This window comes from Mesobacillus subterraneus (assembly GCF_000934845.1).
Classification (GTDB): Bacteria; Bacillota; Bacilli; order Bacillales; family Cytobacillaceae; genus Mesobacillus; species Mesobacillus stamsii.
Genome location: NZ_JXIQ01000015.1, coordinates 24802 through 40730, shown reverse-complemented (window position 1 = coordinate 40730; position 15929 = coordinate 24802). Strand labels below are relative to the sequence as shown.

At 43.5% G+C, this 15929-nt stretch carries 11 protein-coding genes; 2 read left to right on the top strand and 9 right to left on the bottom strand.

From position 1 onward, the window contains the following. The first annotated feature begins 330 nt into the window (after positions 1-330). Entirely contained in the window at positions 331-1275 is a 945-nt protein-coding gene (locus tag UB32_RS02120; protein ID WP_044390816.1) for an EamA family transporter, read from the top strand. 326 nt (positions 1276-1601) lie between these two features. Here the strand turns inward: UB32_RS02120 and UB32_RS02115 are convergent, their stop codons facing one another. The 5 genes from UB32_RS02115 to UB32_RS02095 form a co-directional block, all read right to left on the bottom strand. Further along, complete coding sequence (locus UB32_RS02115) at positions 1602-2882, bottom strand: TIGR02679 family protein (protein WP_044390814.1); 1281 nt, start codon at positions 2880-2882, stop codon at positions 1602-1604. Beyond that, positions 2875-6963: a TIGR02680 family protein gene (locus UB32_RS02110; RefSeq protein WP_044390813.1), complete on the bottom strand. Its 4089-nt coding sequence runs from the start codon at positions 6961-6963 to the stop codon at positions 2875-2877. Before UB32_RS02110 ends, UB32_RS02115 begins: the two co-directional genes overlap by 8 nt. Continuing rightward, positions 6960-8126 (bottom strand): TIGR02678 family protein, encoded by a 1167-nt coding sequence (locus tag UB32_RS02105; protein WP_044390812.1) that lies wholly within the window; start codon positions 8124-8126, stop codon positions 6960-6962. Before UB32_RS02105 ends, UB32_RS02110 begins: the two co-directional genes overlap by 4 nt. Next, positions 8123-9613 carry a TIGR02677 family protein gene (locus UB32_RS02100; protein WP_431305956.1) on the bottom strand — a complete coding sequence of 497 codons (1491 nt, stop codon included), beginning with the start codon at positions 9611-9613 and terminating at the stop codon, positions 8123-8125. The genes UB32_RS02105 and UB32_RS02100 overlap by 4 nt, the downstream gene beginning before the upstream one ends. 140 nt (positions 9614-9753) lie before the next feature. Next, complete coding sequence (locus UB32_RS02095; RefSeq protein WP_044390809.1) at positions 9754-11172, bottom strand: amino acid permease; 1419 nt, start codon at positions 11170-11172, stop codon at positions 9754-9756. Between the two features lie 667 nt (positions 11173-11839). On the opposite strand from UB32_RS02095, the gene UB32_RS02085 reads away from it, so the two are divergent. After that, on the top strand, positions 11840-13147 hold the full coding sequence (locus UB32_RS02085; RefSeq protein WP_044390807.1) for an acetamidase/formamidase family protein: 1308 nt from the start codon (positions 11840-11842) through the stop codon (positions 13145-13147). Between the two features lie 350 nt (positions 13148-13497). On the opposite strand, the gene UB32_RS02080 is transcribed toward UB32_RS02085, so the two are convergent. Genes UB32_RS02080 through UB32_RS02065 form a run of 4 tightly spaced genes read right to left on the bottom strand, consistent with a single transcriptional unit; the run spans position 13498 to position 15929 of the window. Beyond that, positions 13498-14109: a histidine phosphatase family protein gene (locus UB32_RS02080; RefSeq protein WP_044390805.1), complete on the bottom strand. Its 612-nt coding sequence runs from the start codon at positions 14107-14109 to the stop codon at positions 13498-13500. A gap of 3 nt (positions 14110-14112) precedes the next feature. Further along, positions 14113-14832: an AIR synthase related protein gene (locus UB32_RS02075; RefSeq protein WP_044390804.1), complete on the bottom strand. Its 720-nt coding sequence runs from the start codon at positions 14830-14832 to the stop codon at positions 14113-14115. Positions 14833-14851: 19 nt separating this feature from the next. Further along, on the bottom strand, positions 14852-15343 hold the full coding sequence (locus tag UB32_RS02070; protein ID WP_044390803.1) for an ECF transporter S component: 492 nt from the start codon (positions 15341-15343) through the stop codon (positions 14852-14854). Continuing rightward, positions 15333-15929, bottom strand: a complete 597-nt coding sequence (locus UB32_RS02065) for a cob(I)yrinic acid a,c-diamide adenosyltransferase (RefSeq protein WP_044390801.1) — start codon at positions 15927-15929, stop codon at positions 15333-15335. Before UB32_RS02065 ends, UB32_RS02070 begins: the two co-directional genes overlap by 11 nt.

The following is a 15929-nucleotide window of genomic DNA, read 5'->3' as shown; positions in this document are numbered from 1 at the left end:
ATTCAATAAAAGAGCCTCTTAGAGAGAGACAAAATGGTAAGGGAAACCAGCACGAAAACTGACTTTTTGATATAATAAGGGGTTATCAAATCAATCAAAAAGGCGTGTTTTCATGAGGGTCACATAAAAGGATCGAAATACGCATTGTTACTATTATACAAAAGATGTTGAAGAAACTCAAATTTTGATCCTTTTTTCATAGTAGAGGGTAAAAAGCAACATTGGTTCTCTGAGATAGTATTTTTTTTCAGGTATTATTTGTGAGTTTCTCTACTTATCATAGAAACTGTCATATACTATAATTATTGTCATGAAAAAGGGGGGGAATCGATGAACAGGCGAAAGGGAATCTTCCTCGTCATAACGGGAGCGATATTTTGGGGGATCGGCGGAACAGTGGCAAAAAAGCTGTTTGACGAATATCAGATTGATGTAAATTGGTTGGTTACAACCCGACTGCTGATAGCGGGCTTTTTACTACTGGCAATTCAATTTTTTAGAGCGGACCGTTCCCAAATATTTGATGTCTGGAAAAATCGCCAGACTGCCTTCCATTTTATCATCTTCGGTTTAGTTGGTATGTTATCCGTTCAATACACCTATATGGCCTCCATTGAACATGGAAACGCTGCTGTAGCGACACTCTTACAGTATCTGGCGCCAGTTATGATCATTGTATACTTACTTCTTCGCAAACTGACAGTTTTCACACGAACAGACATGTGGACAGTCACTCTGGCGCTTTTGGGAAGCTTTTTTTTATTGACGAACGGGTCCGTTTCACAATTATCAGTGCCTGCAACTGCTATTGTTTGGGGTGTTTTATCTGGAATAGCACTAGCATTTTATACTCTTTATGCCGTTCCGTTACTGAAACAATACGATTCGCTTGTAGTTGTCGGATGGGCTATGATCATCGGTGGTTTTGCATTAGGCTTCATCCATCCACCGTGGCAAATAGACATTGAAACACTAGATTTGGAAGCTTATCTTTATTTAATCTTCGTCATCCTATTCGGTACAATGGTTGCATTTTGGTTCTATATCGAAAGCCTGCAAAGCCTGCAGCCGAAAGAATCAAGCCTCTTAGGCAGCATGGAACCACTAGCCGCCGTACTGACGACAGTCTTTTGGTTAAAAGAACCATTTGGAATTTTTCAATGGCTAGGGGTCCTTTGTATCATCGGAATGATATTTTTATTAGCTATAAATAAGGGGTCCACCTCTCAAGATCCGCCTACAATAAACGAAAAACCTCTTATAACAGAAAGTTAGTCCTATTATATGGGCGGTATTAAAGGAAAAATACAAAGTCTATCAACATTATTTGCAAGCTTTTTTGTTAAAAGCTGTCCGAAGTTGCTCTAGTTCGGACAGCTTTTCCCCTTTTTCCGACAAAACCAGTCCGAAGTTGCCCTCAGTTCGGACTACTTTTCGTCTTTTCCCTCAAAACCAGTCCGAAGTTGGCTTTAGTTCGGACTACTTTTCCCCTTTTCCCACAAAAACTGTCCGAAGTTGGCTCTAGTTCGGACAGCTTTTCGCTTTTTCCGACAAAACCAGTCCGAAGTTGGCTCTAGTTCGGACGATTTCGACAGCAAAGCTTATTCCCTGTATTTCTTTATATCACCGATCAGCAAATCCACCAACGCTTCCTGATAGCCCGCTTTTTTCTTTTCCGTTAATAGAGGAATCATTTCCTTCCAAATTTGCGGATCAACACTTGCTAGTTTTGAAATACGTTCGGTAACATCCTCTTCTGAAATACTTTTTTCATAATCCGTAGCGTCCATTCTCCACAATACAAGCTGGTTTTGGTATCTTTTTTTTAAACGGTCGGCAATCAGTATACCTTCAGGATCAAGGTCACCGGAATAAAACAACGTACAATTGACCGCGGTCAATTTATCGAGAAGCCTCCAGCCTGCTGCACGCAGCTGTCCATGTGTGCATACTACGGGAGCGTAGGGTACTGCATCCATTATCGTCGAGGCAACACTGGAATTTTCGACAATCCAAACGGCGCTGCCGGAAGCAGGTTGGATTTTTTCCAGCTTTCCGAGTTCTTTCATTGGGACATTTAACACTGTTTCTGTTTGGACAGCTGCCTCCCAGACAGGATGAACCCCCTTCTGTGTCCATGCCACGAATCCGTTTACCGTTACAAAATTCCAAAGATCATCCCTTAGTAAGCCAAAGTCTGCAAGCAAATCATTGATTTCTTCCGTGCTTTTTGGAAAGGGAAATTCCGGATCGGCTATTTTCTTATAGACCGAAAGTGTATGAATCAGTAATCTGCCGCCAATATTAGCGATATCAAAATAATGAGGATTGCCTGTTGACCTCTGTGAAAAGAACGGCAGCCTTTCGAATTTTCCCTCACCAGGCAATGACTGAAACGCAAAGAATACTTTTTTCATTGTTTCAGCAAGCTGCTGTTCATTTTGATGAAAAAGAGACCAAATCCATCTTGAATCGGAACTTCTTGATCCGAGCCATGAAATCCACCAATCTGCATTAGGCATAACCTCTTTTAAAGAATCCAAAAAATCATTCTCCCGCCCCCGGATTTTTTCAGCTGCTTCTTTTTTAGACAACAGTGGCTCTTCAAATATTGCTTCTAGCAGATCAATGAGCTTAACATCAGAATACCCGGTGTTCGCTAATTCATTTTCAAATTGGGCAAGACCAATCCTGCCTTTTTCATGAAGGACGGCAGCTGATAGGCCAAGGAAACCGGCGATCGATTCGATCTCCGGTTCCTCAAATCCTTTCAAGCTAACGAATCCACCACTTCGGCCTAATGATCGGTATTTGTCACGAAACAAGCTGAACAGCTTCATAAATCCCGGTTCTTCCTTAAAAACGCGAAATCTGCTATTCATTTATCATCATTTCCTCAATAGATTCCTCAAAGACTAGTGACTTTTGTTTTCCGTCCCATTGATAGCGGATGACCGTGACATAATCAGCATTTTTCGGCCGTACCAATTCGCAAATTGCCAGGCTGGAAATGGTGTCATAATCCCCCCATAACGCTTGAGAATTCATGATGTAATTGAAACCAAGCTGTTCGACGACCTCGAACATGTCACGGATATTATTCTCATCCACACCAGCAAATGCTTCATCAAGTGAGATGATGAAAGGAGCCATATCGCCTGCTTCCTTGTATCGGGAGTAAGCCGCGGTAAATAACGGAATGTACATTGCCATCGCTTTTTCACCGCCACTGAACTTGAAGAAAGCATTATTTGACAGCTCACGCTTTGGTTCATTCACTCGGCTAAACGAGAGCACAAATGTGAACCATTTTCGGTAGTCGAGTACTTCTTTTAAAACTTGATGCAGCGTGGAACCTTCATTTCTGAGCTGGATCAATTCCTTGGCTTTGCCGATTCGTGATTGGAAGTGTTTCGTAATTCTTTGGAGATCTTCTTCATTCAAAAACTTGCTGTTCCGCTGTAAAAGTTGTACCAAATCCTTTGTATCCAATTCCTGTTCAGATTCAGCCGTCAGGGGCTTCCATGCAATGGAAAAGATCAGTCCGGAAGAATTATCACGATCTGCCATGATTTTATCCATTTCCTTCACCCATTGCTGTGCGCGTTGAATCCGATTTCTTAAAATAATGCCGACACTGTTTAAAATGATATCCTCATACAATTTGCGATCCTGTTCATCCAGCCAGCCCTGCTGTTCCTCCAGCTCCTTTTTCAGCTCAGCAGAAACATAATAAGGACTGACACGCTGGCCGCGGTATTCCATTTGAATCAGACGTCGGCCTTTTAGCTGCTGCCACTCATTGATGAATGGCTCATACTTATCGGCCTGTGGTTCAGCAAACCACAGCGGCATTTCAGCATCTTCGGTATATTCAAACATTCTGTATTCCGTTAAGTGTACTTGCTCGTTAATAAATACCTTCGTAAGCAATTCGGATAATTTAGATCGCTCATGCTTTTCCAAAATATTTCCGAATTCCGCTGTTTCATCAAACGGAAAGAAGTTTCTTCTTTTTTCTTCTTCGACCATTTTGCCCCATTCTTCACTCATCTGCTTCCAAAAGAATAAATCTTTTTGGCTGTCTGCGAGCTTTTCCTCGTTGCGTTCTAGGTCTGACTCTTTTTGAGGCAAAGCACTCCGCACTCGGTCGATTGCTTCTTCCGTTTCATTCAATACCCTCTGGACTTCACGTATCCTGTTTCTTACTTCATCGATCCCCTTCAATTGCAGCTGCAGGTCGATCGATTCCATTAGCGCTAGTATCTTTTCACGCTGGCTTTCCTTTCGGCCCCGTTCTCCATTTAACACATCAAGATCTTCTTCCAACTCGGCAATCCGTTGGACATTCGTTTGCAAATGTTTTTTGGCTGCGAATACCTTAACATCATTATTTTTTAATTCATGTAAAAAATCGATATAGCTTTGTGCTGAAGTAAGTGCATCACCTAGATCTTCCAATGTCATGGAAATATTTAACTGCATGCCCTTATCCCGTATCGTGCGCTTCACTTCTGTGTACTTGTCATACACAAGCTTCCATTCTTCATCAATCCGGCTCAGCATGATTCTTTCATTCTTTAATTGATGCTGCTTATTTAAGATTTGCTCATGGAGATCCATCAAAACCGCATCTTCTGGCATTTCTCGCTTCCACATTTCAATCGAAACTAGTTCCGACCCGAGGATTGCTAGCTCTTGCTTTAAGTCCGCAAGTTCCTCATTCAACTCCTGAATCGTTTCCATCCACTGTTGGATAAGCTCCCGCTGATGCCGTTTCCTCGATGTCCTGCCGATATATTTTGAAGGCCCCTCAATCGGAGCGTGCCCTACTAAACAGCCAATGGAGTAGGTTCCGTCAGCATCAATATGGAAGCCAGACCCATCAGCTTGCAGGGGAATGGAACGCAGCACCTGGTCAACAAACTCTGGTGTTAAGGAACTATCATCCTCCAGGTCAGGAACCAAGTAGTCTGCTAGCGTATAGCCCATTAATCGCGGTTCAGGCATCAAAATAGCATCTTCCCTTGGAGAAACTGGTTCATCCGTAAGCAGACTGTCTAAAATCCCTGTTCTCATTAATGCAGCCTCAAGCCGTTCTTTTTCCTGTTCCGTTACATGCTCCTGGAATTCAATTGCGCTATAAAACGGAAGGAAACGAACTCCTTCCTCGCTAAGTTTGCCACGTTGTTCCATCGTTCCTGAAGATCTTGCGGGTTCGACCATCTTTTGGGTCTTAATCCGGATAAGTTCTGCCTCTGCCTCGGTTATCGCTTTTTCTTTTTGCTCGATCCTGTCCTTTGTCAGTGCTTCATCCTTCCTCACCTCTGCTTCATAAGCTTGGATGGCAGTAAAAAGTTGGGACCGAACAACTTCAAAGCGGTTGTTATCATATAACCCTTGAAGTGCACGAGCAATTTCTTGACGCAGCTCATTTGGATAAGATAGTTTAGGGTGATTTTCGATCCAAAGAAACACATCATTTTCGAGCTTTTGATGCTCTTCTTCAAACCAGTTTTGGTAATGGTCAAGGTCCTTTTGCAGGCTGTCCAATTCCTTCTTCTTTTCCGATGAATTCCTTTGCAGCCGGTTTTGCTCTTGACCTAACCTTTCAGATTCAACAGCCAGCTTTTCGAGTTCAGCAATCAATGCCAGATGACCTTTCGCTTCTTTTTGCCAAACCGTGAAATCAAATCCGTTTTCCTTCGTCCTGTTGAAGTCTGCCACATTGACATTGTGCTGAAGAAAACCACTAGCATCGCTATCTATTAAAAGTTCACCTAATAGTTCCTTTTCTTTTTCAGCATATCGAAAAAGTTCATCTTCGGCGGCCTGCTTCTTCTGTAACTCGTCACGAAGTTTCCGGTTCACGTCTTCTATACGCTTAGTCAAACTAAGAATTTCTTTTTCTGCTGCTGAAGATTCTTCTACTTTCTCTGTTCGCTTTCTTTCCAGCGACCAGACTTCATGCTGCTGAAGGGAGTGACTTTCTTGTTCGGCCACCTGCTTCTGCTGTTGACTTCTTCCAAGCTCTACCCTTAGTCTGACTATGTCCTGCTCTAGCTGTTGTTTCTGTGTATTGTACTCATTCATTTTGGCTTCTGCATTCTTGCTTTTTTGCAAAGCCTTCTCCCATTGCAGTGTCCGTTCAGCCAAAATATACTTATTATAGGTGTCATACGCCGATTCCAGCCTTGTGATGGATTCCGCTTCCCTTTGCAGTTGCTCCAGCTGCTGTTGAGTCTGGTCCATACTTTCAATCGTATCAGATAGGTGGCGCAGCTCATCATCCGTTAATGGCGGCAAAGCTGATTCGAGAATTTCATATATGACCGTCGGTTTAAAGTCCTTTGATAATTTTGGGCTTCGCAACTGAATCAAAAGCTTGATCAAGTCCTCATATGCATCGATTGACTGGAATCCGAATACATATTTATTGACCAGTTCCATATACTCCCGCTGAGAATGAACAACGTACCCTCCCTGCCCAATCCGGTTTTCTAATTCCTTTGCAGATAATGGGATTTTTTCACCAGTATGCTGTTGGGCAAGCTGAAAATCATGTCCAATTCTGCGATTATCGGTCAACAAAAAATACCATGACTTGATTCCCTTATTGCGCTTCGCCTGCATGCCAATCCCGGTAGTGATATACTGTTCCGTACCTTGTTTTTTGTATTCCATAAACAAATAACCAGTTCGCTCATCTCGGTCAACGACTTCCTTTTCTCCGAGTAGATAATCATCCATCCGTCTCGCTTTGGAACCAAATGGATCCAGCCGATCAGGAGATTTTTTTCCGTCTAGCAAGACAGGCAAAAAACTTTGCATCGTAACCGATTTTCCAGAACCATTCGAGCCACGCAATAATAGTTTGCCTTTTTCAAAATGGAATACTTCTTCATCGTAATACCAAAAATTCAACAATCCCGCTCGGTTCATCATCCACCTTGTATTGTTCATTCCTTCTCGCTCCCTTCAAAATCGCTCGGGAATGTTCCAGCAAGAACACCCAGCAGTGGTTTTATTTTTATCAATGAACTTTCTGTTTCTACCTCAGCCATCATCCAATCTTTCATAGCCTCGACCAGTTCCGCACGAATACTGCTATTGCCTTTTTCACGAAAGTATTTAGACCATCCCCGCTCATATTGATCGCGCAGTTCAAGGATGATCGCATCCATTTCCCCCTCCGTCAAAATGATTTCCCCATTTTCTCGCGGCTTATACTTCTCCGGATGATCATGAAGATGTTTGGAGATTTGGAGGATCAAATCGGTCGAAGCTTTGGAATCAGGATATAACTGCCGGTATTGTCTTAAGGCATCAGTCGAAAGAAATGCAGTGTTTTTGTATACATGCAGTTTATAATCACTATGATTCTCAATATCTTCTGAGAGCCTATTACGGAAATTCCGGATGTAGAGGAAATCAGGATCTTGCTGATCCAACCGGTGAAGTCCAGGGGAAAAGAATAATTTCCGATACACTCGTTTTCTCCGTTCATCCTCCTGGTTGAGCCGCCAATCTTCATGCAAAAGCTCTTCCCAGTGCTGATAGCTGGTAAAATCATCAGGATAGGTTCTCATAAAATAACGGCTATAAACCGTTGCTTCATATAAGACCTCCTGCTCCTCATTATGATCATACCTGCTGATGTCGCCATCAATTGTCCTGATCAGCTGGAAATCAATTAGCACCTTGATTGCTCTAATCAAAGATTTACGATGTATGAACATCGTCCAGTCAAGGGAAAGATCCCCCGGGTAGTCAGCTTGAATTTCCTGGCTCAATTCCGATAACAGAAATTGCTCATCGACCGATTTGCCTTCAAGAAACGAAAGCGCACAGCAGAAAATGGCATAATCCATCGGTTCCTGAAATTCTGTAACCCCCATCCATCTTTCGGGTTCAACCGGGATCTTTTCTAATTTGATGAAATGCTGATGCACGATCAGCCTCAAGCCGAATTTTTCATTGATATAACGGCGCAGCACCTTCTCACGTTCCCGGATAAGCTGATACCATTCGGGCTGTTCGCTGCGAAGGATCCAATAATGATGGAATAAAAGATCCATTCCAAGAATAGCTTTTTCATCGAAATCGAGTGTTTGCTCAGGCTTCATGCTCCGGATCCTCCTTCCCCTTCAAAGGTGAACAACGCATCAGGCATCCGTAAAGTTCCGTCTTCCGCATGAAGGTGAATCGATTTTTCACGATCAATCGACACCTTGACGATCATGCCATAATCGGTCTTTACTCTTCCATCCTTGCTGGCCATCGATTTTCCAATCCAGCTTAACAGCACTTTTCTAACAAAAGGCTCGACTGTAGCTAACGTTGAAAGCCTGATGACGCCTTCGTCGATATGTCTTTCAATTAATAGCCTCTCTTGTTTTCTCTCAGCTAAATACTGCTCTCTTTGCTGACGTTTTCTCTCTGTATTTGATACCATCGAACCCGGCTTCGTCCTTTCTCGATAACGATTCGTCCGCGGTTTGAGTGGGAGTAACACCGGATCTTCTTCCCATGTTTCACTATGTATATTATCGGTACTAACTTCTTCCAGCTGAAGATGCTTGATCGTCATCGCACCAAATACAACGGAAGATAATTTGTGAGCCTCTGCTATCGTGTCCGTGCTAACGAACCACTTAGCCAAGTGCAGATAATCATTTTTTCGGCTGCGGAAATGCTGCTGTCTTTCGCCAATACGCTGTACATAACGAGTCATTCTTCTGATCATTTCATTTGTCTGCCATTGCAATACATCTAACTCACTTTGCTGTAAGCTTGATCCAAGGAACCATTGTCTTAAGGAATCCCAATATTCGAGATACTCCATTCGCCATTCCTCAACCGATGAACGAACATCCTCCAACCTCGGAATGGATTGTCGATGTTCAATCAGCTTTTCGAAAAAGACAGACATTTTATCTAGAGTCAGCTCATCCAGTCTTTCCCTGATTTGCAAAGCGGTATTTTGTAAGGAAACAATAAAATCCCGTAAATAAGTCGTGAATTGATTTTTATAGACCAGAAAAGCCTCTGTTTGCATCCGTTGGTCTGTTTGTTCGCTATTAATGTATGCGATATAGTCGGCTGTACTTGTTCGGATCGTCTGGAAATAGCGGAATACATCCTCCCAAATTCTGAGGTACTCTTCTGGTTTTTTTGACAGATCACCTGTTAATTCCTTCTGCAAGTTTGCTAATGACTGCAACAATCGATCAAACTGCGACCGTTCCAACGATCCCTGGAAGGTATCTCCTACCTTCTTCTCAAGCACAATCAGCATCCGCTCAATTTCAATTGTATAAGGTGTTGATTGGTAACGAAACCGCTTCTTCTTATATTCCTCAACCGTCTTTGCATTCGTCATATCCTGCCGTGCGATTAAGTTGTTCCATTTTACAAGCTGGGCTAGCTGCTGATGCAGCTGTTCTTCCTGATAATCGCCAAACATTGGAATAGTCCGAAGGTAATCTAGAAGTTCCTCAGGGGAAATGAAATCCCTCATTCTTTCATGCTGATGGTAAAAATAACGTAAGATCGTTCGGTAATGTGCAGCTGAATCAGCTGTTAAATAACTTGCCTCGACAACTTTTTTCATCGTAACGTCCACTCTCATCATCCTTCATGTGAATCTATTACTATTATTGTAAAGGAAAAAGAACAGGAGGGGTACAGGTTAATAGAGGAAGCAAAAATTTTTAAAAAAAGAAGAACCTGCACACTGGCAGGTTCCCCGTTTTATTCAGTTGCTTCTTTTTTTATCTTCCATCTTTGTGGTGCTACTTTTCCGTAAAAAATAATTCCGCTACCTAACAGGATGACTCCAAAAGTAAAAGTTTTGATATCAGCAGTCCCGGCAATAATCACCCAGATCGAGTAAATCGTCGAAAGGAGCGCAATGATTCCATCAATAATCCTTGATGCAGGTTTGGAGTAAGTTTCCCCAGTCACCACCAGCTTTAATTGGAAAACAGAAGAAATAAAATATGGAACCAAATAAGCTAGTGTGGCGATAAAAATGATAAAATCAAAAGCACTGGAAATCGAATTAGAAATTGTCGAGAAAACAAACAGCTGTCCCAATAAATTCGTAATCACTAATGAATATACCGGCAGCCCCTTTTTATTTTCCTTTAAAAATGAAGGTAGAAAGAGGCCTTGCCTTGCTGCCTGGTACGGCACCTCGGCACTTAACCATACCCAGCCGATCGTTGAACCGAAAAGGCTAATCAGGCCTAAAAACGCGAGGGTTTGCCCTCCGACTGGCCCTAGTACCGTTTCGATCGCATCAATCAGCGGTTTTTCCGATGCAATTAGCGTCTTCTGATCCAACATTCCCATGACTAGCATGCTGATCCCAATGTAGATTGCTAGAGCGATGAATAATCCGATAACGGTGGCACGTTTAACATCCACAGGGCGCTTCGCTCTGGAGGCAAATACCATTGCTGACTCAACCCCAATAAATGCCCAGAGTGTGGTAATAGCTGCATTATTAATCTGGCCGTACAGCCCAATTGTATTTCCAGCTTCATCGAAACGCGGTGCTGAGAATGGCAGGATATTTGCTTTTTGAAAAGCAAATAATCCAATGATAATAAATAGGAAGAAACCAATGACTTTCGCAGCTGTAGCCGCAAAGTTCAACTTACCAGCATATTCCATACCGGACAAAATGATGAAGTGTGTTCCCCATAATAAAATCGTACAAACAAGGAAAGTCATTAAGTTTCCGGTTGTTATTACCGTATCTCCAAAAGTAAACAGCTTTGCCTGGCTAGTTAAAATAGGGAAAAACGTTGAAAGATAGCTAGCGAATGTAGTGATGATGGCTATATTACCTGCCAAATTTCCAATCCAGTATCCCCAGGAAGCCATGAATCCTGAAAGCGTACCAGCATGAGATCCTCGCGGGAATAATTCTTTCGCATAAATTTGCGGTCCACCGGTCAGATGAGGCTTTCTTAATGCCAAATTCCCAAAAACCAATGCCGTCATTAATACACCAAAACCAGTCAGCAGCCACCCAAGCAAAACTCCGAGTGGACTTGCAGCCTCTGAAAGTGACCGAGGAATCATGAAAATCCCCGAACCTACCATATTCCCAACAACCAAGGCTGTCAGAATCCAGACACTTAATTTATTTGATTGACCCATGATGATCTTCTCCTTATAGTTTCCTAATTTAAAGAATAAGTTAGTATAAATTTTGCTTTGATAATTGTCCAGCTACAGCGCCTAGCCCCTCGAGTCGCTGGTCTAGTGTCGCCTCCTAGAAACTCTGAAACTTCAACTCCGCCGGCAGAAGCAAAAATCGCTTCTTCCGGGGAGTCTCCAGTTTCTGCGTTTCTGGGCAGTCGGCTATACTTTTCGGTTTCGGTCCGTCCAATGAAGTCAAAGAACGACTTCACCGGTCGGTCCTCCAGCGCTTGTCGGGGCTGACCAAGGCGCTTGCGCTTTTCTTATTTATCAGCCTTCCCTTGACACAGAAAAAAAACACACCTAATGAAATGGCTGTCTAGAGGCGCAACTATGAAAAAGGGAAGTTTCCCACTTAATAGCTGATTCTGAGCAAAAAAGGCGATCAATCTCTCTTGACACAGTTCAAGTAGGATAAATATGTACAAGACTAAGTAATCATACAGAAGAATTTATCCTGTGTCAAAGAGAAAATTTTACCTTGTTAAAGGGATAAAGTCGTATGTAAAAATCAATAGAATCTTTCTCCTCTCTCCTTCACAATCGTTCAATCTTATTATTCGCGTCTCTCAAAAAAAAATTTTATAATGAAAGAGGTAAGAAAATTCAGAAAGGGTGAGTTCAAATGAGAGAAGCAATGCAAACCGTGTATGTGAATGAGTTTACTAACGGTATTTTAGACCCTGAGCAAGAAATGCTTGGTCCAGTAAAAAATGGCGGACATATAATTGCTAACACAGCGCCGGGATGCTGGGGACCAATGATCACTCCTCGTATTCGTGGCGGACATGAAGTCACAAAACCGGTTTTTGTCGAAGGAGCAGAAGTAGGCGATGCCATTGCCATTCGCATTAAGTCGATACAGGTCACTTCGATGGGAACTTCATCTGGTAACGATGCCCCTGTAGAAGGCAGATTTGTTGGCGATCCTTTCGTCGCAGTGAAATGTCCTGGCTGCGGGCAGCTTTATCCGGATACGAAGGTAGTTGGGACTGGTCCCGAGTCGGTTCGCTGCAGCAATTGTGGTACGGATGTGACCCCTTTTGTTTTTACAAATGGCTATACAATAGCATTTGACTCTAATAGACGGGTTGGCGTCACTCTAGATAAAACGGCCGCAGAAGAAGCTGCCAAACAAGGGCGCTCATTTATGAACACTCCAGAAAATTCAGTTCAAAACCCAATCGTCGCTTTTGCCCCACATGACTTGGTCGGAACGGTAGCTAGGCTTCGTCCTTTCTTGGGACAGCTAGGTACAACACCTGGCAGAGCTTTTCCTGATTCTCATAATGCGGGTGACTTTGGCCAATTCCTGGTTGATGCCCCTCACGAATATGGAATTACCAGGGAACAGCTTGCAGACCGCACTGATGGCCACATGGACATTAATAGGGTTCGCGAGGGCGCCATCTTGATATGCCCTGTAAAAGTGGAAGGCGGCGGAATATATATTGGGGATATGCATGCAATGCAGGGAGACGGAGAGATTGCAGGCCATACGGCAGATGTATCAGGCATCGTAACGCTTCAAACCATCGTCATAAAGGGCTTGAACATCGACGGACCGATCCTGCTGCCTGTTGGCGAAGATCTCCCATACCTGGCTAAACCAATCACAAAAAAAGAAAAAGCCACTGCCCAGAAAGTAGCCGGACAATGGGGTGTCCGTCAACTAGAGGACTCCCTGCCAATCTCCTTCATTGGCACAGGAGCCAACTTGAACGAGGCAACCGAAAACGGATTACAGCGTGCAGCCGAAGCTTTCGGAATCACCGTACCAGAAGTGATGAACAGGGCGACCATTACGGGATCCATTGAAATCGGCCGCCATCCGGGAGTCGTCACGGTAACCTTCCTAGCACCAACCAGTTATATTGATCAATTAGGATTGACGCATTTGGTTAAAGATCAGTATCGTGATCTATTGGAATAAATAAGAAAAACCGGGCGAAAACCGCCCGGTCCTTTTTGGTTTGGCTGATAATCGGGGCTGTTGATTGAAACGTATGACACTCGCTTTCCGCGGGGCGTCAGGTGAGCCTCTTCTCTCCTCTCCTCGTTTCGCTCAAACCTTACCGATAGCAACCGAGCCTATCACCATCCAAATAAATAATTTCACCCCAAATCTGTCAAAATAACAGGGGTTTCTTGACAACTTTCCACTCTACACACCCAAACCTGTCAAAATAACAGGGGTTTCTTGACAACTTTTCGCTCTACACCCCCAAACCTGTCAAAATAACGAGGCTTTCTTGACACTATCGCTTGCAACTTGGTTAGCTGTCATAATTCAATATGTAAAACGCAAGCTTCGAGCAGAAGCTCTTTTTTTCCGGCATCAAGTGATACAATCGTTAAGCTTGTACCATGAATGAATGGGGGATCCCATAAGTGCTTCAAGGATGTATTCCGGCACAGCAAGTATAAGGTTTTCATCACAACGCCATGTGTAACAATCAAGATATTGCCTTCCGTCACTGTCTCCTCCAAATCCTTCAAAAATTTTATTATCCTTTGCTGTACCTGTAAAAAGGTTTCACCGCCAACGCCTTTGTACCGTTCAGGCTCGTTCCAGTACGCATCGAATTCTTCGGGATAGAGAGATTTCACTTCTTCCTCTGTTTTTCCCTGCCAGGCTCCTAAATCGATTTCCATTAACCTTTCATCGGTGGTCAACGGTATCATCCGTTCTCCTTTTACCAGCCTGGCTGTTTCCAATGTTCTCCCACTGGGAGACGAAATGATCTGGCAGAACTCTGTATTATCAAGCCTGTCTCCCAGAGAGCGAGCATCTTTTTTCCCTTTCTCCGTAAGGGAAGAGTCCAGTCTGCCCTGGCTTCTTTTTTCTTTATTCCATTCTGTTTCTCCATGTCTGATTACATACAAATGGATCATGATTCACCCCGAATAATTGATTTCATGAAAATAGCGGCCGGAAATCGAGATAAGTTTGTGCATGATTTCTTTTGGAAAGACTGCAACAAAGCAGGTTGATGGGCCAGAAGATTTTAAGACTTCGACAGTTGCGTCCACATTCTTTTCAGTAAATGTGACATTTTCGAACAAGGTATTCAACTCATGAAGGATTCCTTTGGAGCCGACTGGAATTGTGACAACTTCTTCCAAATCGCAAATCCGCGCAAAAACAGACAAAGGGACAATCTGTTCTTCCTTTTCCACGACCTCCTGCCCGACTAGCGGAGAGCCAATAACTGCTATGCGAGTTTGAGCGTTATACATCAGTTTCTCAGTATTTTCGCTTGCTTTTGTTTTTCCCAGCACAGAAATGCCAACAGCGGATTGATTTAAGGAAAAATTGCTTTCCGTACTTCCGGTGATCTTGATTTTCACCGTTTCCAGCTCGCGAATTCCCTGTTCCATCCCTTGTAAAAGATCTTCCCAGGCTTCCTCACCGCAAAAGTTCTGCACAACGACCGCAAATGGTTCTGCACCCGCACTTATGCACTCCATGACAGCCACTCTAAAGGAGTAGTAAGCGACGGTTTTATATGAAACCTGAACCGCATCCCCCACTTTCATTCCGATACTACCGCTGTTATCACTGGAAATGACAATATTCTCTTCTTCATTCAAAGGAATGGCTAAAATATCTCTCACTTGCTTTCCTCCCTGTTAACTATGCCTGTCTTGAAAATGGAAGGACTGGTCCGAGCATTCGAGCAATCCTCGGCAAAACAGCATAGGCAAAAACAGTATTCAAAACAGAACCGATCAACAATGATGGCACAATAGCTAAGTAAAAAGACTTTCCCATTAACATTATAAACGGAAGCGGGGCGGCGAAGCTGTTGCCGATGATAAATAGTAAGACTGCTGACCAGCGTTTGTCGTTTCTATATAATACCCCGAATAGAAATACAAGCAAGGCCATTTCACCGGCAATTAGGAAATGAAAAGGTCCGAGCGGCATTCCGGCAATGATTGCAGATAGCAAGTGGCCAATCCCGCCAACTGCTGCTCCTGCCGGCCCTCCCAAAAGTCCTGCTGCCACTAAGGCAGGCAAGGAATCTAAGGCCACACTCCCAATTACTGCCGGAAGCTTAATGGAGGCGCCCGCCGCCGAAAGGGCGATGAACATGGCCAACCAGGATAATTTCTTATTCTTCACCCTGCTTTTCCTCCTTGCGCTTTCCCTCCCTGAACACCTTGGCACTCCGAACATATTCAATATCCTGTAGATGGAGCCTGAAGTTAATCACCCTGGCCAGAGCAAAGAAATAATCAGACAATCGATTTAAAAATTGCAGAGCAGTTTCGGAAACTTCCGGGTCAGATTTCAACAAGGAAACGACTAATCTTTCCGCCCTTCTTGTTACCGTGCGGGCTAGATGGATCGAAGCGGCAGCAGGGGCCCCTCCCGGCAAAATGAATCTCTCCAGTTTCGGAGCTTCGACAATTAGTTCGTCAATTTTCTTTTCTAGGTAGTCTACGGATGGCTTCGTCAGTTTAAGCTCCCGGCTCTTCGTTACATTCGCTAAATCGCCGCCGCAGTCGAACAGTTCATGTTGGATTTTTTCAAGGTCTTCAAGGACATCTGAAAAAATTGCAGGATCCAGCTGGGTAATAGCCTGGCCAACAAAACAATTCACTTCATCGACCGTTCCGTATGCTTCGACACGGATATCATCTTTATCAACCCGGCCTCCGATTATGCTCGTTTTTCCTTTGTCGCCTGTTCTCGTATATAGTCTCAT